This is a genomic window from Streptomyces sp. NPDC051913 (genome assembly GCF_044593635.1).
Lineage (GTDB): Bacteria > Actinomycetota > Actinomycetes > Streptomycetales > Streptomycetaceae > Streptomyces.
The window spans coordinates 319,024-343,919 of record NZ_JBIUCI010000009.1 but is presented as its reverse complement, the minus strand read 5'-3'; the positions used below and the strand labels follow the sequence as shown (position 1 = coordinate 343,919).

Genomic DNA, 24,896 nt, shown 5'->3' with positions numbered 1-24,896 from the left:
GCCCAGGGCAGCCGGGGTTGCCCCCGGTCCCTCCCTCAGCCTGTCGTCCTCCCCCGCTGCTGGCCGAACCGTGCCCACTCCGCGTCCCATTGGTCGATCCGTCGGCGTTCCAGGCGGCCGCACAGCATGCGTCCGGTGACGAACGGCACGATCGCCGCGCTCACGCCCAGCAGGGCACCGATCAGGGCGGCGCGGAGGTGGGCCTGCGCGGGGGTGGCGGGGCGGGTGACCAGACGGCCCTCCCGGTCGGTCCAGACGGGGACCGGGGTGCCGCCGGCGCTGCCGGGACGGACGCGGACCTGGCCGGTGTGCGAGGAGCCGTCGGGGGCCGCCCAGCGGACCTCCGCCCACACCTGGTCGCCGCTGCTGGTCCCGGTCTGCCCGGCGAAGGTGCCGGGTGCCTTCGCCACGAGCCGGGCCTCGACCTGCCGCCACTCGACGCGCTCCCGGGCGAGGGTGCCCTCGACGGACCGGCTCGCCACCAGACCGGCGGACACCCCCGCGAGGACGGTGAGCAGCCAGGCGCCGAGAATGACCCAGGCCTCCACCTTGTCGGCGCGCCGCCTGAGCGGATTGCGCCGCCAGCGCCACAACCACACCTTCGAATTACGGAACGCCATCGAAGGCTTCCTCCTCATGAGCGCATGAACATGCCGGGCCGCCCTTCCATACGGGGGACGTCGCCGAGGTGCTCACGACGAGTCTCCACGGCTCGACCGTCGCACAAGCCCCGCACCCCCGCCCGGTCTTCGCGAAAGCCGCCCACCGATCGTCGACACGAGCTACCATCACCGCCCTGACCTGCGACGGAGCCCTTTCCAGGGGTGACTGTCAGTGGCTGGGTGCAGACTGGCCGATATCTGAGACAAGGACGTCGCGGAGGTGATCGGCATGACCGAGGTACTGCTCGCCGTAGGGACCCGCAAGGGCCTGTTCATCGGGCGTGGGCGGGGTGGCGCCTGGGAGTTCGACGAGAGTCCGTATTTCAACGCGCAGGCCGTGTACTCGGTCGCGATCGACACCCGGGGTGAGCGGCCACGCCTGCTGGCGGGCGGCGACAGCGCGCACTGGGGTCCGTCGGTGTTCCACTCCGACGACCTCGGCCGGACCTGGACCGAACCGGCCCAGCCCGCCGTCAAGTTCCCGAAGGACACGGGCGCTTCGCTGGAGCGCGTGTGGCAGCTGCATCCGGCCGCCGCGGAGCCCGACGTGGTCTACGCGGGCACGGAACCGGCGGCGCTGTACCGCTCCGAGGACCGCGGGGAGACCTTCACGCTGGTCCGCCCGCTGTGGGAGCACCCGACCCGGTCGAAGTGGGTCCCGGGCGGCGGTGGCGAGGGGCTGCACACGGTCGTGACGGACAAGCGCGATCCGCGGGCGGTGACGGTCGCCGTGTCGACGGCCGGGGTCTTCAGGACGTCCGACGGCGGCGCGAGCTGGACACCCTCCAACTCCGGTGTCTCCGCGGTGTTCCTGCCCGATCCCGACCCGGAGTTCGGGCAGTGCGTGCACAAGGTCGCCCAGGACCCGGTGACCCCGGACCGGCTGTATCTCCAGAACCACTGGGGCGTCTACCGCAGTGACGACGCGGGAGCGCACTGGACCGACATCGGCGAGGGACTGCCGTCCACCTTCGGCTTCGCGATGGCCACCCACCCGCGCCGCGGTGACACGGCGTACGTGTTCCCGATCAACGCCGACGCGGACCGCGTCCCCGCCGACCACCGCTGCCGGGTCTTCCGTACGACGGACGCGGGCAAGAGCTGGGAGCCGTTGTCCGCGGGGCTGCCGCAGGGCGACCACTACGGCACGGTGCTGCGTGACGCGCTCTGCACCGACGACGCGGATCCGGCCGGGGTGTACTTCGGCAACCGCAACGGCGAGGTGTTCGCCTCGGGCGACGACGGCGACAGCTGGCAGCAGCTCGCCTCGCATCTGCCGGACGTGCTGTGCGTGCGGGCCGCGGTGGTGGGATGAGCCACGAGGGGGGGACCACCGGGCCTTGGCCACCGGTTGATCGCCGCTGCCCGTGCGGCAGTAGGGTGACGCCCGTGGCACCACGACCCTTGCATGAGATCGTCGAACCGGGCTGGGCGAAGGCCCTGGAACCCGTCGCCGGACGGATCGCCGAGATGGGCGACTTCCTGCGGACGGAGATCGCCGCGGGACGCACCTATCTCCCGGCCGGATCCAACGTCCTGCGGGCCTTCCAGCAGCCCTTCGACGAGGTCCGCGTCCTGATCGTCGGCCAGGACCCCTACCCGACGCCCGGACACGCGGTGGGCCTGTCGTTCTCGGTAGCGCCCGAGGTGCGTCCGCTGCCCGGCAGCCTGATCAACATCTACCGCGAGCTCCACACCGATCTGGGGCTGCCCCAGCCCTCCAACGGTGATCTGACGCCGTGGACCCAGCAGGGCGTGCTGTTGCTCAACAGGGCGCTCACCACGGCCCCGCGCAAGCCGGCCGCGCACCGCGGCAAGGGCTGGGAAGAGGTCACCGAGCAGGCGATACGGGCGCTGGCCGCACGCGGCAAGCCGCTGGTGTCGATCCTGTGGGGCCGCGACGCCCGCAATCTGCGTCCGCTCCTCGGCGATCTGCCCTCCGTGGAGTCGGCCCACCCCTCCCCCATGTCGGCGGACCGCGGCTTCTTCGGCTCCCGTCCGTTCAGCCGGGCCAACGACCTGCTGGTCCGACAGGGAGGGCAACCGGTGGACTGGCGTCTGCCGTGACCGCGACGGGCGCCGGCGACGGGGGACTTGCGGCCGACCCCGGAATCCTCGCCGTCGACTCCGGCGGCTCCGGTCTCCGCGTCGCCGTCGGCACGGCGCGGCGCGGCGCGTTGGGCCTGCGGGAGTCACGCGTGCCGGTGCGTACGGGGGCGCGAGGTATCGACCCGGTGCACCTGATGGAACAACTGGTGCCGATGGTCCGGGAGTTGGCCGCCGAGACACGGGTGATGCGGCTCCGTGCCGCCGTCGTCGGGGCCGCCGGGCTGACCACGCTGGGCGACGCCCTGCGTGCCGAACTCCCGGGCGCCCTGCGACGGGAGTTCGGGGTCGGGCCGATCGCGCTCGTCGCCGACGCCGTCACCGCCTATGTGGGTGCCCTCGGGCCGACGCCGGGTGCCGTGGTCGCGGGCGGTACGGGGCTCATCGCCATCGGCACGGATCTGACCGGCTGGCGTCGCGCCGACGGCTGGGGGCATCTCCTCGGCGACTGCGGCAGCGGTGCCTGGATCGGCCGGGCGGGGCTGGAGGCGGCCCTGCGGGCGTACGACGGGCGGCCCGGAGGCTCCGCCGGGCTGCTGGCCCGCGCCGAGGGCGAGTTCGGTCCGATGGCCGGGCTGCCGGGCCGGCTCTATCCGCGCCCGGACCGGCCCGCCGTCCTCGCCTCCTTCGCACCCCAGGTCGCCGCCTGCGCGGACGACGACCCGGTGGCCGCCGGCATCCTGCGCGAGGCGGCCCGGCACATGGCCGAGTCGGCGGCGGCCGTCTGTCCGCCCGGCGGAGAACCCCACGTGGCCGTCACCGGCGGGCTGTTCAGGATGGGCGCCCCGCTCCTCGTACCCCTGGAGGAGGAGTTGGCGAAACGGCTGCCGCACGCACGCCGGGTCGCGGCCGCCGGGGATCCGTTGCACGGGGCCGTGCGGATCGCGACCGACCTGGCGACCGGGGCGCTCACTCTGCCGAGTGACCCGTCGATGGTGCACGTGATGACCGGAACGGGCGACTGATCCGGACACGGCGCCCGCGTCCGATCCCCGCGTAACTCATCAGACAAAACCGGACGGATACCGCTCACCTGCACCCTCCCCGAACAGGGAAGCCCAGTAAGCCAGTAACATGCGGCGCCATGAGCTCCCCCACTGGGCCCGCCGGCCTGCCAGTACGAATGCCGCGCCCCCGCCAGCCCGGACGGCACCGCCGTCCCGAGCCGCTGGCGGCTCCCGAGGGCGCGCCCGCGCTTGTTCTCGCCGTGCCGGGAACGCCCAGCGCTGCCACGCGCAGCCTCGCCGAGGAGGTCGTGAGCATCGCCCGCTCCGAGCTCCCCGGCCTCGACGCGCGGATCGGCTACCTCGACGGGGACGACGTGGAGTTCCCCACGCTCCAGTCCGTGCTCGCGCACGCCGGCGAGGAGCGCACGGCCCGTTACGAGCAGGCCAGGGCCGCGGGCCTCGACGTCAAGGAGCCCGAGGGCCCCGTCGCCGTCGTCGTGCCGCTGCTGGCCGGTCCGGACAGCGCGCTGCTGCGGGTGGTCCGCCAGGCCGTGATGGACAGCCGTGTCGCGGCCGACCTCACCGATGTGCTCGGCCCGCACCCGCTGCTCGCCGAGGCGCTGCACGTGCGGCTGTCCGAGGCCGGTCTGGCCCGCGCCGACCGCGCCCGGCTGTTCACCGTGGCGACCGCCGCGGACGGCATCATCCTGGCCTCCGTGGGCGGTGACGAGGCCGTGCAGGCGGCCGGGATCACCGGCATGCTGCTGGCCGCGCGCCTCGCCGTGCCGGTGATGGCGGCCGCCCTCGACCAGGAGGGCTCGATCGCCTCCGTGGCCGAGCAGCTGCGCGGCTCCGGCTCGCAGAACCTGGCCCTGGCGCCGTACCTGATAGGGCCGGAGATCGACCCGGGTCTGATCGAGGAGGCGGCCAAGGAGGCGGGCTGCTCCGCCGCCGAGGCGCTCGGCCCCTACCCGGCGATCGGCAAGCTCGCGCTGGCGAAGTACACGACGGCGCTGGGCATCGCGCCGCAGCAGCCGCAGGGCGCTCCGACGCGCTGAGGCAGGCACGCCGCTGGCCCGACCAGCCGGCACCGCCGCACGCGCGACCGCAGGCACCGCCGAAGGGCCCGCTCCCGGTACGGGAGGCGGGCCCTTCGGCATGCGGCGGCGTGCTCGGGAGTCAGTCGAACACCACGCAGGACGCCGCCGGCACCTTCACCGAAGCCGGGCCCGGACCCGGACCGCCCCGGCGCGGCAGCCCCGTCTGCGGGTCGAGGGCGAACCAGGTCACGTCGCCGGAGCGCTCGTTGGCGACGTACAGGTATCCGCCCGACTCGGCGATGGCCCGCGGCCAGTGGCCGCCGCACGGCACGGTGGCGAGGAGGCGCAGCTCGTCGCCGTCGACGGCGAACGTGGACAGGACGTCCTCGCCTCGGGTGGCGGTCCACACGAAGCGGCCGTCGGGCGAGACGACGATGCCGGAGGGGTAGGCGTCGCCGGCCGGGGCGTCCGCCAGCACCTGCACCTCCGTCAGCGGCTTCAGCAGGCCGTCGGAGGCGTCCCAGCGGCAGACGGTGACGGTCGGGGCGAGTTCGTTCACGACGTAGGCACGGGTGCCGTCCGGGTGGAAGGCGAGGTGCCGCGGCCCGGAACCGGGGCGCAGGGCGATCTCACGGTGCGGGACCGGGGTCCCGTCGGTCAGTGTGCACACGCGGACGGAGTCGGTGCCGAGGTCGACGCTGACGATCCACCGCCCGCTCGGGTCGGCCTGCACCTGGTGGGCGTGCGGGCCCTGCTGGCGCCGGGTGTGCGGGCCCGCGCCGGTGTGGCGCAGTGCGCCGGAGGCGGGGCCCGCGAGGCCGCCGTCGGGGCGGAGCGGGACGGCGGTGACGCTGCCGGAACCGTAGTCGGCGGTCAGGACGTGGCCGTCGTACAGGCCGAGGTGGGTGGGCCCGCCGCCGACCCGCACCGGGCGTCCGACGGGCTCGGGCCGGTCGCCGGTGACCCGGTAGGCGGCCACCGTGCCCTCGGCGGTCTCACTGACCGCGTAGAGCGTGTCCCCGTCCGGCGCCAGGGCCAGGTACGAGGGGTCGGACAGGCCGTCGAGGCTGCTCAGGAGCGTGAGGGCGCCGGTGTCCGGGGCCACGGCCGCCGTCACGATGCCGGGGCCTCCGGCCGCCGTGAACGACCCGATGAAGGCCCTCCGCTGCCACCCGCCGCCGTCTGCCACCGCTGTCCCCTCTCGGTCCTGAGCCATTGGGGGTGACGGTAGCAGCGGTCTAGACCATAAGGACCATACGACGAGGATTTCATCCGCCCGCGACGGACGACGACAGCCGTCCGGCGGCCACGTCGTTCACGTCCCGCGGAGTCGTCAGGCCCCCACCAGCGGCGAGCCGGACGGTGCCCGCAGCGGGGCCGCCAGGTCGGCGAGCGCCCGCTCCAGGCCGTGCAGATGGGCCAGGGCGGGTTCCTCCACGGACGGCTGGTCCGGAACCGCCGGCTGCTTTCCGCCGGTGAGGGCCTCGACCGCGGTCTCCACGCGCCAGCACGCGGCGGCCAGGCGGGCGTCGTGCGAGGCCTCGGGGTCGGCGGCGACGGCGACCAGGCCGCGGACCTCGCGGGCGCAGTCGTCGAGCAGGGCGAGCACCCGGCGGGCGCGCCGCTTGCGGCCCAGCATCGGGTTCAGCGGGTGCACCAGCGGGGCGACGGAGAGCCGGACCCTGGCCAGCGACTGCTCCAGTTCGGCCACGCGCGGGGCCGGGTCGGCGTCCGGGGTGCCGGCGAGTCGGGCGGCGGCCTCGGCGGTGCAGGCGTGGACACAGCGCAGGGCGCGCTGGATCCAGGCGTCGGTGGTGGTGTGGGTGGTCACGGGCAGCACGAACAGCACGGCGAGGGCCGCGCCGAGCGCCCCGATGCCGGTCTCCGCCAGGCGCAGCGCGAGCAGGTCCGGGGTGAGGACGCCGAGGAGGCCGTAGAGCAGCTCGGCGAGGACGGTGACGCAGAGCATCATCCAGGTGTACGAGACCGCGGCCGTGTAGAAGATCCCGAAGACACAGGCGGCGAGGAGCACGGCCGTGGGGAGCCCGGCGCCGTCCAGCGGTACGGCGACGAGCAGGCCGATGCCGATGCCGACGACGGTGCCGAGGACACGGCGGAAGCCGCGGACCAGGGTCTCGCCGCGCGAGGCGGTGTTGACGAAGACCCACCAGGTGGCGCCGACGGCCCAGTACCAGCGCTCGCCGGACACCAGCTGGCCCACGACGAGCGCGAAGCCCGCGCCGACGGTCGCCTGGACGGCCTGGCGGGTGGTCACCCTGGCGAGGCCGGTACCGGCGGGCGGGGCGGGCACGGCGGGCAGGGGCAGCCGACGCTCGTAGCACCACAGGCCGAAGCGCACGGCCGCGGCGGTGGCCACGGAGAGCAGGACGGCGGCGTAGAGCTCGGGCAGCCGGTCGGTGGTGGCGTGCAGGAACTGCGCCACGAAGAAGGTCATGAACGCGAACACGCCGAGGCTGTGTCCGCGCGGGCCCCAGCGGCGCGCGTACACGCCCGCGCCGATCACGGCGAGGAAGGTGAGGTCGCGGGCGACGGGGTGGTCGTGCAGCTCGGCCGCGGCGGCCAGCACGGGCAGGCCGACGGCGGGCAGCAGCGCGGTGGTGACCGCCTGTCCGCGCACGGTGGCGTCGGTGACGGTGAACAGGGCGAGCAGCGCGGCGAGCCCGCCGGTGACGGCGCCGACGAGGGAGTGCCCGGCGAGCGCGCACACGACCACGGCGAGCCCGATACCGAGGACGGCCCGGGCCGCGAACCGCAGCCGCGTCCGCCCCGGGTCCGGAGCCACGAACACCCTCTTCAGCACTACCGACCGCCCCTGCTGTGTCTCGACATGCAAAAGGCGCCGCGGGGTCCGCAGCGCCATCGACAGGCTCATTGCAGCATCGCCGTGGCGACTGGCTCAAGTGGTGTCGAATATGCTGAGCCATTGGCACAGACAAAACGGTCTCCGCCCGTCCATCAGCGGGCCAACGGACCACCACCGCGGAAAGGCGGCTGCGCGATGGCCGTGGACGAGCTGGACACCCGCATCCTGCGGCTGCTGCTGGAGCAGCCGCGCACGAGCGTGCGCGAGTACGCCCGCATCCTCGGGGTCGCCCGCGGCACGTTGCAGGCCCGCCTCGACCGCCTGGAGCGGGACGGCGTGATCACCGGCACCGGTCCGTCGCTCTCCCCCGCCGCCCTCGGACATCCGGTGCTGGCGTTCGTGCACATCGAGGTCACCCAGGGCCGCCTCGACGACGTGGGCGAGGCGCTGGCGGCCGTGCCGGAGATCGTCGAGGCCTTCTCGATCGCGGGCGGCGGTGATCTGCTCACGCGGGTGGTGGCGCGGGACAACGCGCATCTGGAGGACGTGATCCAGAAGGTGATCAGCCTGCCGGGCGTGGTCCGCACCCGCACCGAGGTGGCGCTGCGCGAGCGCGTGCCGCACCGGCTGCTGCCGCTCGTGGAGTCGATCGGCCGCACAACCCGGAACTGATCTTTGACATCCTGGACGACATGAGCACTCTGGGGCCCACCTCGGTCATCTTCGATCTCGACGGAACGCTCGTGGACAGCGAGCCGAACTACTACGAGGCCGGCCGTCAGGTGCTCGCCGAGTACGGCGTCCCCGACTACACCTGGGCGGACCACGAGCGGTACGTCGGGATCAGCACCCTGGAGACGGTCGGGATCTGGAAGCGGGAGTACGGCCTCGCGGCCTCCGTGGAGGAGGTCTTCGAGGCCAAGAACCGACGCTACTTGGAGCTGGCGCGTGTCTCCACGCGCGCGTACCCCGAGATGCGCAAGTTCGTGGAGCTGCTGGCGACCGAGAACGTTCCGATGGCCGTCGCCTCGGGGTCCTCGCCGGAAGCCATCGAGGCGATCCTGGCCGGCACCGGTCTGGACGCCTTCCTGCACACCGTCGTCTCCGCCGACGAGGTCGAGCGCGGCAAGCCCGCCCCGGACGTCTTCCTGGAGGCCGCCCGCCGGCTGGGCGCGGCTCCGGCCGACTGTGTGGTCCTGGAGGACGCCGCCCCGGGCGTCGCCGCGGCGCACGCGGCCGGAATGCGCTGCATCGCGATCCCGTACGTCGCCGCGCAGGCCGACGCCCCGGAGTTCGCCACCGCCGCCCTGCTCCTGCGCGGCGGTCAGGAGGAGTTCACGGCACGGGACGCGTACGACTGGCTGGCTCGCTCGGCCCCCTGACACCTGCGCACCCTGGACCTCGACGCCGACGTCGACCAGCATGACGGGGCTGGTCACCGACGCTCTGGAGGGCTCACGCATGGGTGCCGTACTGGTCGCCAACCGCGGGGAGATCGCGGTACGGGTGCTGCGGTCCGCGGCCGAGTGCGGGCTGCGCACGGTCGCGGTGTACGTCGAGGGCGACGACGCTCATGTCCGACTGGCCGACGAGGCAGTGCCGTTGGGCGACTACCTGGACGCGGACTCCCTCGTCGACGCTGCCGTACGGGCCGACTGCCGTTATCTGCACCCCGGTTACGGGTTCCTGAGCGAGAGCGCCGACCTCGCCCGGCGCTGCGCCGAGGCGGGCGTCGTCTTCGTCGGGCCCGCGCCCGAGGTGCTGGAGGTCTTCGGGGACAAGGTGCGGGCGCGTGAACTGGCCGTCCGGACAGGGGTTCCGGTCCTCCCGGCGTGCGACGGCGGCCTTGCGGAGGCCCGGGCCTTCCTGGTGGACGGACCGGTCATGGTCAAGGCCGTCGGCGGGGGCGGCGGACGCGGTCTGCGGGTGGTGCGGCGGGTCGAGGAGCTGGACGGGGCGTGGGAGCGGTGCCGTTCGGAGGCCGTGCAGGGCTTCGGACGCGGCGAGTTGTACGTGGAGCGGCTGCTGGAGGGCGCCCGGCACATCGAGGTGCAGGTGGCCGGGGACGCGACCGGTGCCGTCACGCATCTGTGGGACCGGGACTGCACCGTCCAACGGCGTCATCAGAAGCTGATCGAGATCGCGCCCGCGCCCGGACTCCCGGACGCGGTACGGGAGAAGATCCTCGACAGCGCGCTGCGGATGGCGGTCGCCGCCCGCTGTTCGAGCCTGGTCACCTTCGAGTTCCTCGTCCTGGCCGACCGGTTCCACTTCATCGAGGCCAACCCGCGCCTCCAGGTGGAACACACGGTCACCGAGGAGGTGACGGGGTGCGACCTGGTCGCCGTACAACTGCGCCTCGCGGCCGGGGAGACGCTCGCCGGACTGGGGCTGTCCGGGCCACCCGCGCCGCCGCGCGGGTTCGCCGTGCAGGCGCGGGTGAGCTCCGAGTCGGTGGGACGGATCACGCGGTTCGACGTGCCGACCGGGCCCGGGGTGCGGGTCGACACCGCGGTGCGGGCGGGGGTGGAGGTCGGTTCGCGGTACGACCCGTTGCTCGCGAAGGTGGTCGCGCATGTGCCGGGCGGTGGCGTCGAGGCGGCCTGTGCACGGGTGCGGCGGGCGTTGGGCGAGTTCGCCGTCGAGGGGGTACGGACCGGCATCCCGCTGTTGCGGGAGGTGCTGGCACGGCCGGGCTTCTGGGAGCACTCCGTCGTGGTCCCGGATGCCGCTCCGGTCGACGGATCGGCATCCGCCCCGATGAGCGGGGCCGTCGTCTCCGTCGATGTCTCCCCGGGTGAACGGGTGCGTGCGGGACAGCAGTTGGCGGTGATCGAAGCGATGAAGATGGAGCACGTGGTGCGCGCCCCCGGGGCGGGTGTCGTGCGCGCCGTGCATGCGCGGGTGGGTGCGTCGGTCGGCGAAGGACAGTCGCTGATCGAGCTGGAGGGCTACGACGGCGGCGGGGCGGAGGAAGTCGCGGACGAGGCCGTCGACTTGGACTCCGTCCGGGCGGACCTGGCGGAGGTCCGGCACCGGCATGCCTTCGGGCTGGACGAGAACCGGCCCGAGGCGGTCGCGAAACGGCGGGCGCTCGGTCGTCGTACGGCCCGAGAGAACATCGACGACCTGTGCGACGACGGCACGTTCACCGAGTTCGGGGCCCTCGCGATCGCCGCCCAGCGCCGGCGGCGCTCGCTGGACGACCTGATCCGGTCGACGCCGGCGGACGGTCTGGTCAGCGGCACCGGCCGGGTCAACGGCGAACCGTGCGTGGCGATGTCGTACGACTACACCGTCCTGGCCGGGACCCAGGGGCTGCAGAACCATCGCAAGACCGACCGGATGCTGGAGATCGCAGCGGAACGGCGGCTGCCGGTCGTGCTGTTCGCGGAGGGCGGCGGGGGCCGCCCCGGGGACACCGACACGACGGCGGTCGCGGGCCTCGACGTGACCACGTTCCAGCGGATGGGGCGGCTGAGCGGTCTGGTGCCGCTGGTCGGCATCGCCTCGGGGCGGTGTTTCGCGGGGAACGCGGCGCTGCTCGGCTGCTGTGACGTGGTGATCGCCACGCCCGAGGCGAGCATCGGGATGGGCGGGCCCGCGATGATCGAGGGCGGCGGCCTCGGGGTGTACCGGCCGGAGGAGGTGGGGCCACTGTCGGTACAGGTGCCCAACGGGGTCGTCGACATCGCGGTCGCCGACGAGGCGGAGGCCGTGCGGGTGGCCCGGCAGTACCTGGCGTACTTCCAAGGCGCGCACGGGAGTGGGGAGGCGCCGGATCAGCGGCTGCTGCGGCACACGGTGCCGGAGAACCGGCGGCGGGCGTACGACGTGCGGGCCGTGGTGCACGGCCTGGCGGACGTCGGGTCCGTGCTGGAGCTGCGGGCGGAGTTCGGGGTCGGGGTGCTGACCTGTCTGGCCCGGGTCGAGGGGCGGCCGTTGGGGGTGATCGCGAGCAACCCGGCGCATCTGGGCGGGGCGATCGACCGGGACGCGGCCGACAAGACGGCCCGTTTCCTCCAGCTGTGCGACGCGTTCGGGCTGCCGGTCGTCTCGCTGTGCGACACCCCGGGGTTCATGGTCGGCCCGGACGCCGAACGGACCGCCACGGTACGGCACTTCGCGCGGCTGTTCGTCACCGGCGCCAATCTGCGGGTGCCGTTGGTGAGTCTGGTGCTGCGCAAGGCGTACGGGCTCGGCGCGATGGCCATGATGGGCGGTTCTACCCGTGCTCCGCTGGCCACCGCCGCCTGGCCCAGCGGGGAGTTCGGCGGGATGGGGCTGGAGGGCGCGGTCCGGCTCGGCTACCGCAAGGAGCTGGAGTCGATCGCGGACCCGGTCGAGCGTGCGCGCGCCTTCGAGGCGCGGGTCGCCGAGTTGTACGAACACGGGAAGGCGGTCAACGCGGCGGCCGCGCTGGAGATCGACGCGGTGATCGACCCGGCCGGGTCGCGGGCCTGGATCCTGGCGGCCCTGGAGCGGTGCCCCGCCCCGCAGCCGGGGCACCGCTCGTACGTGGACACCTGGTGAGCGCCCCCTGTGACGCGCGGACTACGGCCGCGACTCGTGCGTCGGCTTCGCGGCCGGCTGGATGTTCTGGTTGAGGCGGAAGACGTTGTCCGGGTCGCGGTCGGCCTTGATGCGGGCCAGCCGGTCGTAGTTGCCGCGGTAGCTGGCGCGGACGCGCTCCTGGCCCTCGTCCATCATCATGTTCACGTAGGCGCCGCCCGCCGAGTACGGGTGCAGGGCGTCGAAGTAGTCGACCGTCCAGCGTTTGACCAGCTCGGCGTTGGCCGGGTCGGGGTCGACACCGGCGTACACGGACGCCCAGTTGGCGTGCCGGTAGGCCCAGGGGGTCTCGTCCTGGCCGACGTCGTGGGCTGCGCCGTCGATCGGGTAGAGGTGCATGGTCGACTGCATCGTGGGGACCTCGGCACCGAACTTGGCGTGGAGTGCGACGGCGTCGTCGGGGATGGACTCCACGAAGTCGGCGCGCCAGTACCACTGGTGGCCGGGTGGGTAGAGCCCGTCGAACATGACCTGGAGTTCGGGGTGTTGGAGCACCATGGGGGCGTGCAGCAGCGGCGCGGGCAGCGCGTCGAGCAGCGGGGCCATCTCGCGGGCGGCGGCCTCGGTGTCGGCGCCGGTGTAGCACCAGACGATGCCGGCGGTCTTGCGGAGCTGGATCTCCTCGGGGAACGGCGGGGCGGGCGGGACCGTGCCGTGCAGGAAGAAGCCATTGAGTTCGCGGGGTGCGTTGGGCAGGAAGTCCCGGTAGGCGGCGAGGACTTCGGCGCTGTCCTCCACGGCCCAGAAGGTGGGTCCGGCGACGACCGTGCTGATCTCGTGCAGCCGGAACAGGAACGAGGTGACGACACCGAAGTTGCCGCCGCCGCCCCGGATCGCCCAGAACAGGTCGCTGTTCTCGTAGCCGCTGGCGACCACCTTCCGCCCGTCGGCGAGGACGACCTCGGCCTCCAGCAGGTTGTCGATGGTCAGCCCGCACCTGCGGGTGAGGTGGCCGAGGCCGCCGCCGGTGGTGATGCCGCCGACGCCTGTCGTGGAGATGATGCCGCTGGGGGTGGCGAGGCCGTGGGCGTTGGTGGCGCGGTCGACCTCGCCCCAGACGCAGCCACCGCCGACCCGGACGTTGCGCGCCTCGGCGTCGACCTCGATGTGCTTCAGCGGCGACAGGTCGGCGACCACGCCGCCGTCGACGGTGCCGAGGCCGGCGCCGTGGTGGCCGCCGCCCCGCACGGCGAGCGGCAGGTCGTGGGCGCGGGCGAAGCCGATCACGCGGGCGACGGCGTCCGCGTCGGCGCAGCGGGCGACCAGGGCGGGGCGCCGGTCGATCATCGCGTTGTAGACGCTGCGGGCCTCCTCGTAGGAGGCGTCGTCGGGGCCGATCAACTCGCCGGTGAATTCGGTGAGTTCACTGCGCGCCGCGCGGGCGATGGAGCTGGACATGCGATCCCCCGTTTCGTGAAATTCGGATCGATTCGCCCGTTCTACTCGCGTCACCACCGAACGGACATCCGTGTGCGTCACCCAGCTCGGCGCCGCCGGATACCTACGTTTCGGAGAGCGGAAGCGGCCCCTCGGCCTCCGGGAGCGTTCCTTCCCCTTCCGCCAGCAGTCCGAGCCGCGCCGCGCGGGCGACCGCGTGGCGGCGCGTGGGGGCGTCGAGCTTGTCGAGGACGGCCCGTACGTGGTTGTCGACCGTCCGCACCGACACCACGAGCCGCGCCGCGATCTCGGCGTTGGTCAGTCCGTCCGCGAGCAGCCGCATGACCTGGAGCTGGCGTCGGGTGAGGCCGGCCGGGTTCTCCCGGGTCGCGGCGAGCGGGCCGCGCGGGATGTGCCGTACGCCGATCCCGCGCAGTTCGGTGCGCAGCAGCCGGGCGCGCGGTTCGGCGCCGAGCGCGTCGAGGGTGGCGAGGGCGGTGAGTTTGTCGGCGGGATCGGGGCTCTCCGCGAGGGCGACGGCGTGTTCGTAGGGGCAGCCCGCCTCCAGCCAGCGGGTGGCGGCCTCGTGCCAGAGGCCGCGGGCCTGGAGCGCGTACGGATGCTCCGAGTCGTCGAGCCGGACGGTGTGGCCGGCCCTGGTGAGCCAGTAGCCGAGCTCGGCGCGGTAGGGGACGCCGGGCAGTCGGTCGGCTTGGGCGTGGACGGGCCCCGCGGCGGCGGTGACGGCGGCGAGGTCGCCGCGCAGCCAGGCCGCCTCGGCGAGCGCCGCCGCGACCGGCCCGGTGCGCTGGAGTTCCCTGGTGCGTACGGCGATCTCGCGGGCCTCGGCGAGGAGTTCGGCGGCGCCGGGCCGGCCGCAGCGGATCCGGACCCGGGCGAGGACGGTGAGGGCGGGGCAGCGGGCGGGCACGAAGTCGTGCATGCCGTACTCGGCGTGTTTCTCGGCGTCCTCCCAGTCGGCGGCGGCCAGGCGCCGTACGGCGAGTTCGACGTGCAGGTAGTTGAGGAAGCCGAGGTGTTCGGCGCGGTCGGCGAGGTCCATCGCCGGGGGCAGGAAGAGGTCGGCCTCGTCGTAGCGGAGGTTGTCGAGGAGGGTCCAGATCAGGTTGGCGTAGGAGCGGCAGGCGTGTTCGACCTCGCCCGCGGCGAGCGCCACCTCCAGGCTCTCCTCCAGCTGGCGCCGACCGCCGGGGTCGCCGCCGCGCCAGCGGGCCGTACCGACGTTGTTCAGGGCGTGGGAGAGGATCGCGGCGTCGTCGGCCTTACGGGCCAGGGCGATGGCCCGTTCGCCGTGTTCGACGGCCTCGGTGTAGCGGTCGGAGAGCATGCGCAGCTGGGCGGTGTTGCTGACGGCGAGGGCGAGGAGCCGGTCGTCGCCGGCGTGTTCGAGAACGGCGACGGCCTCGCGGGCGGCGTCCTGGGCCTGGTCGGCGTCACCGGCCCACCAGTGGATGCGGGACAGCCAGCGCAGGTCGGCGCCGAGCCCGAGGGTGTCGCCGAGGGCGCGGCGCAGCGCGACGGCCTCGCGCTGGGCGGTGACGGCGGCGGCCGAGTCGGCGATGGTGTAACTCTCCACGGCGTAGCGTTCCAGCAGATCGGCGAGGTCGGCCGGGCCGTAGCGGTGGCGTTGGCGCAGGACGAGCCGGAGTTGGGCGGCGGCCTCGCGGTGGGCGCCGGCGCAGGCGGCGTCCTTGGCGGCGTCGGGGCCGTAGCGGGCGATGGCGTCCTGGTCGCCGGCCTGGTCGGCGTGGTGGACGATGCGGGCGGCGTCGGAGCCGGGCCGGGCGACGAGCGCGGCGAGGACGCAGCGGTTGAGGTCGATGCGGCGGGCGGCGGGCAGCGAGTCGAGGACGGCCCGCCGGATCAACTCGTGCCGGAACGCGACCCGTTCCGGCACGACGGTGAGCAGTCCGCGCTGCTCGGCGGCGGCCAGTACGGCCACGCCGCCCTTGAACAGGGCGTCGACCAGCGGACGTTCGACCGCGGAGGGTACGACCGCGAGCTGTTCCAGCGCGTCCACCGTCGCCGGGTCCAGGCCCCGCAGCCGGGCCATGACGGCGTCGACGACGGTCGGGGGCACTCCCCCGGTGCCGCCGGCGGCCACGATCTCGGCGACGAAGAAGGGGTTGCCGGACGTCACCTCGTACACCTGGGCGGCGTCGAGTCTGCGGGCGGCACTCAGCGCGCGCACCGCGTCGAGGGAGAGCCTTGCGAGGGGCAGCCGGTGCACGCGCGATGTGCGGGAGACCTGGCCGAGGAGGTGACGCAGGGGGTGTTCGCGGCTCAACTCGTCGTCGCGGTACGTGAGGACGAGCAGGGCGGGCAGGCCTTCCATCCGCCGGACCAGGAAGCGCAGGGCGTCCAGGGAGCCCTCGTCGGCCCAGTGGACGTCCTCGACGACCAGGACCGCGGGGTGCGGGGTACCGGCGAGTTCGGCGTGCAGGGCCTCGTAGACGCGGTGGCGGTCGCCGCCCTCCATGACGGCGCGGGCGAGATCGGCGCCGACGCTGCCGACGAGGTCGCGGAACGGGCCGAGGGGGCGCCGGGTGGCGAGGTCGTCGCACTGGCCGACGAGCATCCGGGCCTGGCCGGGCAGCCGCTCCGGCATGGCCTTCACCAGGCTCGACTTGCCGATGCCCGCCTCACCGAAGACGAGCGCCACCGAACCGGCACCGGCTGCCGCCTCCCGGGCGGCCGCGGCCAGTCGCGTCAGCTCGCGCTCGCGTTCGAGGATCCATCGATCCACGGGGCCGATTCTGCCAGAGCGCTCCGCTGGTTGAGCCGGGTCAGGGAGGTGCCGGGTGCGGGGAATCGGCGAGTGCGGCGCCGTCGTGGCTGGTCGCGCCGTGCGCCGCGCCCCCGCGGCGTTGTCCTAGTGCACCGAGAGGCCGCCGTCGACGAAGATCGACTGGCCCGTGACGTACGCGGAGGCGTGGCTCGCGAGGAAGACCGCGGCGCCTTCGAAGTCCTCGGCCAGCCCGTTGCGTCCGACCATCGTGCGGGCGGCGAGCGCCGCGACCTTCTCGGGGTCGTTCGCGAGGCGGGCGTTGAGGGGGGTCATCACGAAGCCCGGCACGAGCGTGTTGCAGGTGACGCCGTACGGCGACCATGCCTCCGCCTGGGAACGGGCGAGGGATTCCAGGCCGCCCTTGGAGACGCCGTAGGCGCCGCTCTGGACGAAGGCGCGGTGGGCCTGCTGGGAGGTGATGTGGATGATCCGCCCGAAGCCGCGCTCGGCCATGCCGGGGCCGAACCGCTGCCCCAGCAGAAAGGGTGCCTCCAGGTTGACGGCCATGGTGGTGTCCCACACGCCCTCGGCCAGCTCGCCCATCGGGGGCCGCAGGTTGACGCCTGCGGAGTTGACGAGGATGTCCGGCTCCCCGAAGGCCTTCACCGCCTCCTCGGCCGCCGCGCGCACGCCGTCGCGGGTGCCGAGGTCGGCGCTGACCCACGCCGCGCGGCAGCCGTCGGCCGCCAACTCGTCGACGGTCGCCGCCAGCTCCGCCTCCTTGCGGGCCACCACCACGACGCTCGCTCCGGCCCGGGCGAGCGCGCCCGCGACGGCCCGGCCGATGCCGGAGCTGCCGCCGGTGACGAGGGCGACACGGTCTTCGAGGGAGAACAGTGCGGAGAGATACGGCTGCGTGGTCATGTCCGCACCCTAGAAGGCGGTGTCGGACGCGCTGTCACCCAGGGCCCGTCCCAGTCCCGTTGCCCTGGCACGGTCGGCGAGCGCGTCCTCGGCTGTTCGACCACGCCGTGGCGAGACTTTCGGCCGGAACTGGGCGCTCCCGACCCGTTGACGCTCAAGCGCCCCCTCCCTATCGTCTGGTCGACCATTCGAATGGTGTTCGTTATTTCGAACCTTTCGGACCCCCTCCCGAGGATGCACCAGAGGAGCACACATGGCCCCGCCCCTCTCCAGACGACACCTCTTCCAGGCCGCCGCGTTCGCCACGGTCGCGCCCGCGATCTCGTACGCCGCGAGCGGGAGGGCCGTCGCGGCGGCCTCCGCGGCACCCGCCGCCTGGTCCGTACAGCCCTTCTCCCTCGCTGAAGTGGCCCTGAACGCGGGTGTGTTCGCCGACAAACGGCAGTTGATGCTCGACCACGCGCGCGGCTACGACGTGAACCGGCTCGTCCAGGTCTTCCGCGCCAACGCCGGGCTCTCCACCGGCGGCGCGGTCGCGCCCGGTGGCTGGGAGGGGCTGGACGGCGAGGCCAACGGCAATCTGCGCGGGCACTACACCGGGCACTTCCTGACCATGCTGTCCCAGGCGTACGCGAGCACCGGTGAGCAGGTCTTCGCCGACAAGATCGCGACCGTCGTGGGGGCGCTGACCGACGCCCGAGCCGCCCTGCGCACCGACCCCAAGATGCTGTCCGTCACCGGGAAATGGGGCAGCGCGCTGGAGAACGTGCGCGGCTCCTACCAGTACGTCGACCTGCCCGCCGCGGTACTCGGCGGGGCCTCCGCGATCACGCTGTCGGTGTGGGTGAAGCCCACGCACGACGCCAACTGGCAGCGGGTCTTCGACTTCGGCAACAACACCACCCGGTACATGTATCTGGCCGGCCGCAACGCGAGCGGTGTGCCCCGCTTCGCCATCACCACCAGCGGGGCCGGCGGCGAACAGGGCCTCAACGGCACGGCCGCGCTGCCGCTGAACCAGTGGAGCCACCTCGCGGTCACGATCTCCGGCAGCACCGGCACGCTGTACGTCAACGGCACCGCCGTCGCCACGAACACCGCGATGACGCTCAACCCGGCGACGCTGGGCACCCTCACCAACAACTGGCTCGGCCGCTCGAACTACTCGGGCGACCCTGTCCACGCGGGCGGCTTCGACGAGTTCAACGTCTGGTCACGGGCGCTGACCCAGGCCGAGATCACCTCACTCCAGACCAACGAGGCCAAGCTCTCCACGGCCGGACTCGGCAACCTCGCCTCGTACTGGTTCCAGACCACGAGCGGCGGCACCTTCTCCGACGCGTCCGGCCGCGGCCTGACCGCCACCCTGCGCCGCACCTGGGGCGGGCCGAGCCACCCCGGGTTCCTGGCGGCCTACCCGGAGACGCAGTTCATCACCCTGGAGTCGATGACCGCGAGCGACTACACCAAGGTGTGGGCGCCGTACTACACCGCGCACAAGATCCTGCGCGGCCTGCTGGACGCGTACACCGCCACCGGCGACGCCCGCGCCCTCGACCTCGCCTCCGGCATGGGCGACTGGATGCACTCCCGGCTGTCGGTGCTGCCCGAGGCGACGCTCCAGCGGATGTGGGGCCTGTTCTCCAGCGGGGAGTTCGGCGGCATCGTCGAGGCGATCGTCGACCTGTACGCCGTCACCGGGAAGGCCGAACACCTCGCACTGGCCAAGCTGTTCGACCTCGACTCGCTCATCGACGCGTGCGCCGCGAACACGGACATCCTCAACGGCCTGCACGCCAACCAGCACATACCGATCTTCACGGGGCTGCTGCGGCTGTACGACGCGACGGGCGAGACGCGCTACCTCACCGCCGCGAAGAACTTCTGGGGCATGGTCGTACCGAACCGTATGTACGGCATCGGCGGCACCAGCACCGGCGAGTTCTGGAAGGCGTCCGGGCTGATCGCGGGCACGATCAGCGACACCGACGCCGAGACGTGTTGCGCGTACAACCTGCTCAAGCTCAGCCGGACCCTGTTCTTCCACGAGCAGACGCCGAAGTACATGGACTACTACGAGCGGGCCCTCTACAACCAGGTCCTCGGTTCCAAACAGGACAAGGCCGACGCGGAGAAGCCGCTCGTCACGTACTTCATCGGGCTGACGCCCGGTCATGTCCGCGACTACACGCCCAAGCAGGGCACCACCTGCTGCGAGGGCACCGGCATGGAGAGTGCCACCAAGTACCAGGACTCGGTGTACTTCAAGGCCGCCGACGGCAGCGCGCTGTACGTCAACCTCTACAGCCCCTCCCAACTGACCTGGACGGACAAGGGGGTGACGATCACTCAGACGACGACCTATCCGCGCGAGCAGGGCACCACCCTCACCTTCGGCGGGAGCAGCGCCACCTTCGCCCTGAAGCTGCGGGTGCCGTCATGGGCGACGGCCGGGTTCCAGGTGAGTGTCAACGGCGCCGCGGTGAACGGGACTCCGGCAGCCGGAACCTATTTCACGGTGTCGCGGACCTGGAAGGCGGGCGATGTCGTCCGCGTCACCGTCCCCTTCCGGCTGCGGGTCGAAAAGGCCCTGGACGACCCGTCGTTGCAGACCCTGTTCTACGGCCCCGTCAACCTGGTCGCCCGCAACTCGGCCACCGGCTACCTGTCGTTCGGGCTGTACGCCAACGCCGCGCTCTCCGGCGATCTGCTGCCCACCCTCACCCCGGTGAGCGGCACGCCCCTCCACTACACCCTCAACGGCACCGAGTTCGCGCCCTTCATGGAGGGGACGGAGGCCGCGACCCATGCCTACTTCCGGCGTTCCGAGCCCAAGGTCGTCTTCGGGAAGCTCGACTCGGGCGTCGCCAACCCGGCGAAGTCCGACGGCACCACGCTGCTCGACGAGATCTGGGCGGGGGCACCCTTCGCGAGCAAGAGCGCGCTGGTGGCCAAGGCGACGTCCACCGTGAACGCGTGGGTGTCCGCCGGGCTGCTCACCCAGGCCAACGGCCAGACGGTGATCAACACGGCGGGGCAGGCGACCTACGTGTCCTAGGACCTGCGCTTGGGCTTGCCGCGCTTGGCGGCGGGCGGCTTGCGCCGTCCGCCGGCCGGGGCGGCCCGCTTCTGCTGCGGCTTCCTGGGCTGAGCGGACGCCTTGGCCTTCGCCGGCTTCGGCTCCGCCTGCTCCTTGGCCCGGCCCCGCGTGCTGTTGACCGTGCGGCCACGGACGATGCCGATGAAGTCCTCGACCAGGTCCGTGGTCGACTCCTCCGGCCACGACAGGGCGACGGAGGACTCGGGAGCGTCCGTGACCGGCCGGTACGTCAGGTCCTTGCGGTGGTGCAGCCGGGCCAGTGACTGCGGGACGACGAGCACCCCGATACCGGCCGCGACCAGCTCGATCGCGTCCTCCGTGGTCGCGGGCCGCTCGAAGGCCGGCTCCCCCGGCGGCCGCTCCCAGTCGAAGACGTCGTCAAGGGGGTGCAGCACGGTCTCGTCGGCCAGATCGTCGAGGGTCACCTGCTCCACGGCGGCGATGACGTGGTCCTTGGGGACGACGACGACCGTGGTCTCGGTGTAGAGGGGGATGGCACTGAAGAACGTACGGTCGACCGGCAGCCGTACGAGACCGGCGTCCGCGGAGCCGTCCCGCAGCGCGGCGACCGCCTCCGCGCCGGAGAGCTGGAGGAGGGTGAGCGGAACGTCCGGCAGCCGCTCGTGCCAGATCCGCACCCACTTCGCGGGGGTCGCTCCCGGGACGTAGGCCAGCCGGAACGCCGGGGGTTCTTCCGGGCCTGTCTTCGGGGGTTCGTCCACGCCTGTCACCTGGCCAGGTTACCCGCCGTGGTCGGCGAAGGTTCACCCAGTCGATACCCTTGACCCCATGACGCAGCACCAGAGCACCCAGACGATGAAGCCCGCGACCGCGGCGAAGAAGCTGGGTGTGTACCTCGAGGCCACCCCCGCCGAGTTCCGTGAGGGTGTCGTCTCGCGGGCCCAGCTCACCGAGCTCCAGACCGATCCGCCCCAGTGGCTCCAGGACCTGCGCGCCAACGGCCCGCACCCCCGCCCCGTGGTCGCGGCCAAGCTCGGCGTGTCCATCGCCGGCCTCGCGCGCGGCGGCGTCACCGAGCCGCTCACCACGGAGCAGATCGAGACGCTGAAGCAGGAGCAGCCCGAGTGGCTGGTCAAGGAGCGCGCCACGCAGGCCGAGGTCCGCAAGGAGGGCGCCCGCGTCAAGAAGCTCCACGCCGAGAAGGCGGCACGCGCCGAGCGCGACTGACGCAGGGCGCGGGGCTCCCCCGGCCGGGCCCGCCCGCCCGGCTGGCCCGGGGCCGCCCCGTGGGCCGGCCCCGGCCGTCGCGTGGGCCGCCCACGCAGAACCGCTCCGTCCCGCCGGCCTCCTCGCGGCCGGCCGTTGATCCGGGTCTCCGCCACCCGCCACCCGCCACCCGCCGTCTGCCGCCTGCCGCCTGTCGCCTGTCGCCTGTCCAGGACACGCCCCCGAGTCACACACGCGGCCGCGGCACGCCCCTCGGCGGAGCCGGAGCCATCGGCCCGAGGAGCCCGCGTTCCCCCCGGCACCACTCCCCAGGGCCCCCGTTTCCTCCTGCACCACTCTGGACGCCCCCCGAAACCCTGACCTACGCTGCGCGAGAAAGCGCTTTCTAGCCTGGCCATGCCATGCCGTGCCATGCCAACGGAAAGGCAGCATCTCGTGCCGCACCGCGAGTCATCGTCCTGGTCGCGCAAGTCGTTCCTGAAGGGAATGGCCGCCGTGGGAGCGGCCCCGTTGCTCCCCGGGCTGTCGCCCATGACCGCGCGGGCCGCGTCCGGGGGCCGCCCCGAATTCCCGCTGGTCGACGCGGGCACCGCCGCCGCCGTCTTCGTGGACGCGGCCGACGACGCCGCCGTGATCCGCGCGGCCGGCGATCTGCGGGCGGACGTCGAGCGGGTCGGCGGGGTCCGCCCGGAGCTGCTGCACACCTTGCCGGACCGGGCAGCCGGCCTCGTCCTCGTCGGCACCCTCGGATCGAGTCCCGTCATCGACCGCCTCGTGGACGACGGACGCCTCGACGTCTCGCAGGTGCGCGGAGGCTGGGAAGCCTCCGTGACCCAGGTCGTCGAGCACCCCGCGCCCGGCGTGGAACGCGCACTGGTGATCGCGGGTAGCGACCGTCGAGGCACCGTCTACGGCGTCTACGACACCTCGGAGCGCATCGGTGTCTCACCCTGGTACTGGTGGGCCGACGTCCCGGTGGAACGCCGGGACACGGTGACGGTTCCCGCGGGCCGGTTCCTGCGCCGTGAGCCCTCCGTCCGCTACCGCGGAGTCTTCATCAACGACGAGCAGAACCTGACCACTTGGTCCCATCGCACCCAGGAGCCGGACAAGAACATCGGCCCGGAGACCTACCGACGGATCTTCGAGCTGCTGCTCCGCCTCAAGGCCAACTACCTGTGGCCCGCGATGCATCCGTACTCCGACTTCTTCAACAAGTACCGCGAGAACCCCGAACTCGCCGACGAGTACGGGCTGGTCGTCGGGTCGAGTCACCCCGAGGCCCTGCTGCGCAACGGCGTCCACGAGTGGGAGCCGTGGGCCGCCGAGCACCCGAACCCCGACGGAAGCCTGCCGGTGTACGACTACACGGTGAACCCGGCCGTGATCTCCGACTACTGGCGAGCCCGCGCGAGACAGAACGCCGCCTACGAGAGCAGCTGGACGCTCGGCATGCGCGGGCTGCACGACAGCGCGCTGGAGACGAAGTACGCGACGACGATCCCCGAGAAGGTCGTCGTGATGAACGACATCATCGCCGACCAGCGCCGGATCCTCACGGAGGAGGTCGGCGCCGTGGTGGAGCCGCAGATCTTCATCCCGTACAAGGAAGTCCTGGAGCTGTACAACGCAGGTGTCCAGGTCTCCGACGACGTGACGCTGATCTGGCCGGACGACAACCACGGCAACATGCGCCAGCTGCCGAACGACACCGAGCGCGCCCGCTCCGGCGGCAACGGCATCTACTACCACCTGTCCTACTGGGGCCGCCCGAAGAGCTACCTGTGGCTGGACACCACCCAACTGGCCAAGGTCTGGCAGGAGTTGCGCCGCGTGTACGAACACGGCGTGGATCGCATGTGGATCTTCAACGTGGGTGATCTGAAGTCGATCGAGACCGGGCTCTCCTTCTCGATGGACATGGCCTGGGACGTGGAGCGTTGGGGTCCGGACGAGGTGGAGGACTTCCTCACCGAGTGGGAGGGGCGGCAGTTCGGGCGCCGGTACGGCCGGGAGATCGCCGCGATCCGTACCGAGTACTACCGGCTCGCGGCGGAGCTGCGCCCCGAGTTCATCGCGCCCGGCATCCTGTCCGTGATCCATCACGGCGACGAGGCGGGACGGCGACTGGCCGCGTACGAGGCGCTGTTGGCGCGGGTGCGGGCGGTGGCGGCCGAAGTGCCCGCCGAGTGCGCGGACGCCTTCTACGAGCTGGTCGAATACCCGGCGCACGGGGCGTACTTGATGAACCTCAAGTACTACTGGGCGGACCGCAACGCGCTCGCCGTGCGACAGGGACGCGGGGCCGGCGCGAACCGTTTCGCGGACCTGGCCCTGGCCGCGCACGCGGACGAACAGGCGCTCACACTGCGGTACAACACCCAGGTGGCGGGCGGGAAGTGGGACGGCTACATCAACCCGTACCCCTCCCAGATCCCCAAGGCGCCGGGGCGTCCGACCGTCACCCGGGTGACCCGGACGGAGACGTCGGGGCTCGGGGTGGCGGCGGAGGGGAACGAGACGGGGGTGGCCCGGCCGCTGCTCTTCTCCGCCTACTCCCGTGACCGGCGGTTCGTGGACGTCTTCAACACCGGGTTCCTGGCGCTGGACTGGACGGCGGAGGCGGGTGCCTCATGGCTGCGGCTCAACACCTCGGGTGGCTCGCTCACGGAGCAGACACGGGTGTGGGTGGAGGTCGACTGGGAGCGGGCGCCCGAGGGCACGCTCGACACCTCGGTCGTCGTGACCGGTGGCGGGCGGAGCGTCGAGGTGCCGGTGCGGGTGGTCAACGACGGTGCGCGGGCGCGGCGGCGGGCCCGGGGGTTCGTCGAGGCCAACGGATACGTGTCGATCGACGCGGCGCACTTCGAGCAGCGGGTGGCGCGGGGCGGGGCCCGCTGGCGGGTCGTACGGGGTCTCGGGCGTCGTACCGGAGCCGTGGAGGCGGTGCCGTCGACGGCGGTCCCGGTCACCGGGGACTTCGCCTCGCGGGCGCCGGAGTTGAGGTACCGGGTGCGGTTCTCGTCGACCGGCGCCTTCCCGGTGACCGTGTTCCGGCTGCCCTCTCTCGACGAGCGCGGGTATCGGCGGGTGGCCGTGGCGCTGGACGACCAGCCGGCCGTCATGCTCACCGGGCAGGCCGTCGCCACCGGCAACCGCGGGGACGCCTGGGCCCGCAACGTCGAGGACGGCGTGGAGAAGCTGACCACCACCGTGACCGTCACCGAGGCCGGTGAGCATGTGCTGCGGATCTTCATGGTGGACGCGGCGATCGCCGTCGACCAGATCGTGGTCGACACCGGCGGGCTGCCCGTCAGTTACCTGGCCGCGCCCGAGAGTTATCACCCGGTGTTCAACCCCGAGCCGTCCTACGAGCCGGGTCTCGACGTGCCAGGACAGTAGGTTGT

General features: G+C 72.7%; 17 protein-coding genes. 10 read left to right on the top strand and 7 right to left on the bottom strand.

All coding sequences use genetic code 11. From position 1 onward, the window contains the following. Positions 1-35: 35 nt before the first annotated feature. A complete protein-coding gene (locus ACIHIX_RS27970) occupies positions 36-620 on the bottom strand; it encodes a hypothetical protein (RefSeq protein WP_399960770.1) in 585 nt (194 codons plus the stop codon). Positions 621-891: 271 nt separating this feature from the next. Here ACIHIX_RS27970 and ACIHIX_RS27965 point away from each other — a divergent pair, with 271 nt between their 5' ends. The 4 genes from ACIHIX_RS27965 (at position 892) to ACIHIX_RS27950 (ending at position 4,773) form a co-directional block, all read left to right on the top strand. Beyond that, complete coding sequence (locus tag ACIHIX_RS27965) at positions 892-1,977, top strand: WD40/YVTN/BNR-like repeat-containing protein (protein ID WP_399960769.1); 1,086 nt, start codon at positions 892-894, stop codon at positions 1,975-1,977. Positions 1,978-2,051: 74 nt separating this feature from the next. Next, on the top strand, positions 2,052-2,729 hold the full coding sequence (locus tag ACIHIX_RS27960) for a uracil-DNA glycosylase (RefSeq protein WP_399960767.1): 678 nt from the start codon (positions 2,052-2,054) through the stop codon (positions 2,727-2,729). Next, complete coding sequence (locus tag ACIHIX_RS27955) at positions 2,726-3,733, top strand: N-acetylglucosamine kinase (protein WP_399960765.1); 1,008 nt, start codon at positions 2,726-2,728, stop codon at positions 3,731-3,733. Before ACIHIX_RS27960 ends, ACIHIX_RS27955 begins: the two co-directional genes overlap by 4 nt. Before the next feature lie 119 nt (positions 3,734-3,852). Beyond that, entirely contained in the window at positions 3,853-4,773 is a 921-nt protein-coding gene (locus tag ACIHIX_RS27950; protein WP_399960763.1) for a sirohydrochlorin chelatase, read from the top strand. Positions 4,774-4,894: 121 nt separating this feature from the next. On the opposite strand, the gene ACIHIX_RS27945 is transcribed toward ACIHIX_RS27950, so the two are convergent. Both ACIHIX_RS27945 and ACIHIX_RS27940 read right to left on the bottom strand, forming a co-directional pair. Continuing rightward, positions 4,895-5,944: a lactonase family protein gene (locus ACIHIX_RS27945; protein WP_399960861.1), complete on the bottom strand. Its 1,050-nt coding sequence runs from the start codon at positions 5,942-5,944 to the stop codon at positions 4,895-4,897. A gap of 144 nt (positions 5,945-6,088) precedes the next feature. Beyond that, on the bottom strand, positions 6,089-7,576 hold the full coding sequence (locus ACIHIX_RS27940) for an FUSC family protein (RefSeq protein WP_399960859.1): 1,488 nt from the start codon (positions 7,574-7,576) through the stop codon (positions 6,089-6,091). A gap of 198 nt (positions 7,577-7,774) precedes the next feature. Between ACIHIX_RS27940 and ACIHIX_RS27935 the strand changes: the two genes are divergently transcribed. The 3 genes from ACIHIX_RS27935 to ACIHIX_RS27925 are packed head-to-tail and all read left to right on the top strand — an operon-like array spanning position 7,775 to position 12,112. Continuing rightward, positions 7,775-8,251 carry an Lrp/AsnC family transcriptional regulator gene (locus ACIHIX_RS27935; RefSeq protein ID WP_399960761.1) on the top strand — a complete coding sequence of 159 codons (477 nt, stop codon included), beginning with the start codon at positions 7,775-7,777 and terminating at the stop codon, positions 8,249-8,251. A 20-nt stretch (positions 8,252-8,271) separates the two neighbouring features. Next, positions 8,272-8,961: an HAD family hydrolase gene (locus ACIHIX_RS27930; RefSeq protein WP_399960759.1), complete on the top strand. Its 690-nt coding sequence runs from the start codon at positions 8,272-8,274 to the stop codon at positions 8,959-8,961. Positions 8,962-9,001: 40 nt separating this feature from the next. After that, a complete protein-coding gene (locus tag ACIHIX_RS27925; RefSeq protein WP_399960757.1) occupies positions 9,002-12,112 on the top strand; it encodes a carboxyl transferase domain-containing protein in 3,111 nt (1,036 codons plus the stop codon). Between the two features lie 21 nt (positions 12,113-12,133). Here the strand turns inward: ACIHIX_RS27925 and ACIHIX_RS27920 are convergent, their stop codons facing one another. The 3 genes from ACIHIX_RS27920 to ACIHIX_RS27910 all read right to left on the bottom strand — a co-directional run bounded on the left by ACIHIX_RS27920 (position 12,134) and on the right by ACIHIX_RS27910 (position 17,201). Further along, a complete protein-coding gene (locus tag ACIHIX_RS27920) occupies positions 12,134-13,549 on the bottom strand; it encodes an FAD-binding oxidoreductase (protein WP_399960755.1) in 1,416 nt (471 codons plus the stop codon). Positions 13,550-13,652: 103 nt separating this feature from the next. Further along, positions 13,653-16,295: an ATP-binding protein gene (locus ACIHIX_RS27915; RefSeq protein WP_399960753.1), complete on the bottom strand. Its 2,643-nt coding sequence runs from the start codon at positions 16,293-16,295 to the stop codon at positions 13,653-13,655. Between the two features lie 126 nt (positions 16,296-16,421). After that, complete coding sequence (locus ACIHIX_RS27910) at positions 16,422-17,201, bottom strand: SDR family NAD(P)-dependent oxidoreductase (protein WP_399960751.1); 780 nt, start codon at positions 17,199-17,201, stop codon at positions 16,422-16,424. A gap of 253 nt (positions 17,202-17,454) precedes the next feature. Here ACIHIX_RS27910 and ACIHIX_RS27905 point away from each other — a divergent pair, with 253 nt between their 5' ends. After that, positions 17,455-20,259 carry a beta-L-arabinofuranosidase domain-containing protein gene (locus ACIHIX_RS27905; protein WP_399960749.1) on the top strand — a complete coding sequence of 935 codons (2,805 nt, stop codon included), beginning with the start codon at positions 17,455-17,457 and terminating at the stop codon, positions 20,257-20,259. On the opposite strand, the gene ACIHIX_RS27900 is transcribed toward ACIHIX_RS27905, so the two are convergent. Continuing rightward, on the bottom strand, positions 20,256-21,023 hold the full coding sequence (locus ACIHIX_RS27900; RefSeq protein ID WP_399960747.1) for a LysR family substrate-binding domain-containing protein: 768 nt from the start codon (positions 21,021-21,023) through the stop codon (positions 20,256-20,258). The genes ACIHIX_RS27905 and ACIHIX_RS27900 overlap by 4 nt on opposite strands. Positions 21,024-21,090: 67 nt before the next feature. Here ACIHIX_RS27900 and ACIHIX_RS27895 point away from each other — a divergent pair, with 67 nt between their 5' ends. Together ACIHIX_RS27895 and ACIHIX_RS27890 are read left to right on the top strand one after the other, a co-directional pair. After that, positions 21,091-21,489, top strand: coding sequence for a DUF5997 family protein (locus ACIHIX_RS27895; RefSeq protein WP_399960745.1), 399 nt, complete (start codon positions 21,091-21,093; stop codon positions 21,487-21,489). Between the two features lie 486 nt (positions 21,490-21,975). Beyond that, positions 21,976-24,891: a glycosyl hydrolase 115 family protein gene (locus ACIHIX_RS27890; RefSeq protein WP_399960857.1), complete on the top strand. Its 2,916-nt coding sequence runs from the start codon at positions 21,976-21,978 to the stop codon at positions 24,889-24,891. Positions 24,892-24,896 lie beyond the last annotated feature (5 nt).

Coding starts and splice junctions, on each gene's coding strand:
- ACIHIX_RS27970 (WP_399960770.1), bottom strand. CDS start 620: ATGGCGTTCCGTAATTCGAAGGTGTGGTTGTGGCGCTGGCGGCGCAAT.
- ACIHIX_RS27965 (WP_399960769.1), top strand. CDS start 892: ATGACCGAGGTACTGCTCGCCGTAGGGACCCGCAAGGGCCTGTTCATC.
- ACIHIX_RS27950 (WP_399960763.1), top strand. CDS start 3,853: ATGAGCTCCCCCACTGGGCCCGCCGGCCTGCCAGTACGAATGCCGCGC.
- ACIHIX_RS27935 (WP_399960761.1), top strand. CDS start 7,775: ATGGCCGTGGACGAGCTGGACACCCGCATCCTGCGGCTGCTGCTGGAG.
- ACIHIX_RS27930 (WP_399960759.1), top strand. CDS start 8,272: ATGAGCACTCTGGGGCCCACCTCGGTCATCTTCGATCTCGACGGAACG.
- ACIHIX_RS27925 (WP_399960757.1), top strand. CDS start 9,002: ATGACGGGGCTGGTCACCGACGCTCTGGAGGGCTCACGCATGGGTGCC.
- ACIHIX_RS27920 (WP_399960755.1), bottom strand. CDS start 13,549: ATGTCCAGCTCCATCGCCCGCGCGGCGCGCAGTGAACTCACCGAATTC.
- ACIHIX_RS27910 (WP_399960751.1), bottom strand. CDS start 17,201: ATGACCACGCAGCCGTATCTCTCCGCACTGTTCTCCCTCGAAGACCGT.
- ACIHIX_RS27905 (WP_399960749.1), top strand. CDS start 17,455: ATGGCCCCGCCCCTCTCCAGACGACACCTCTTCCAGGCCGCCGCGTTC.
- ACIHIX_RS27895 (WP_399960745.1), top strand. CDS start 21,091: ATGACGCAGCACCAGAGCACCCAGACGATGAAGCCCGCGACCGCGGCG.
- ACIHIX_RS27890 (WP_399960857.1), top strand. CDS start 21,976: ATGGCCGCCGTGGGAGCGGCCCCGTTGCTCCCCGGGCTGTCGCCCATG.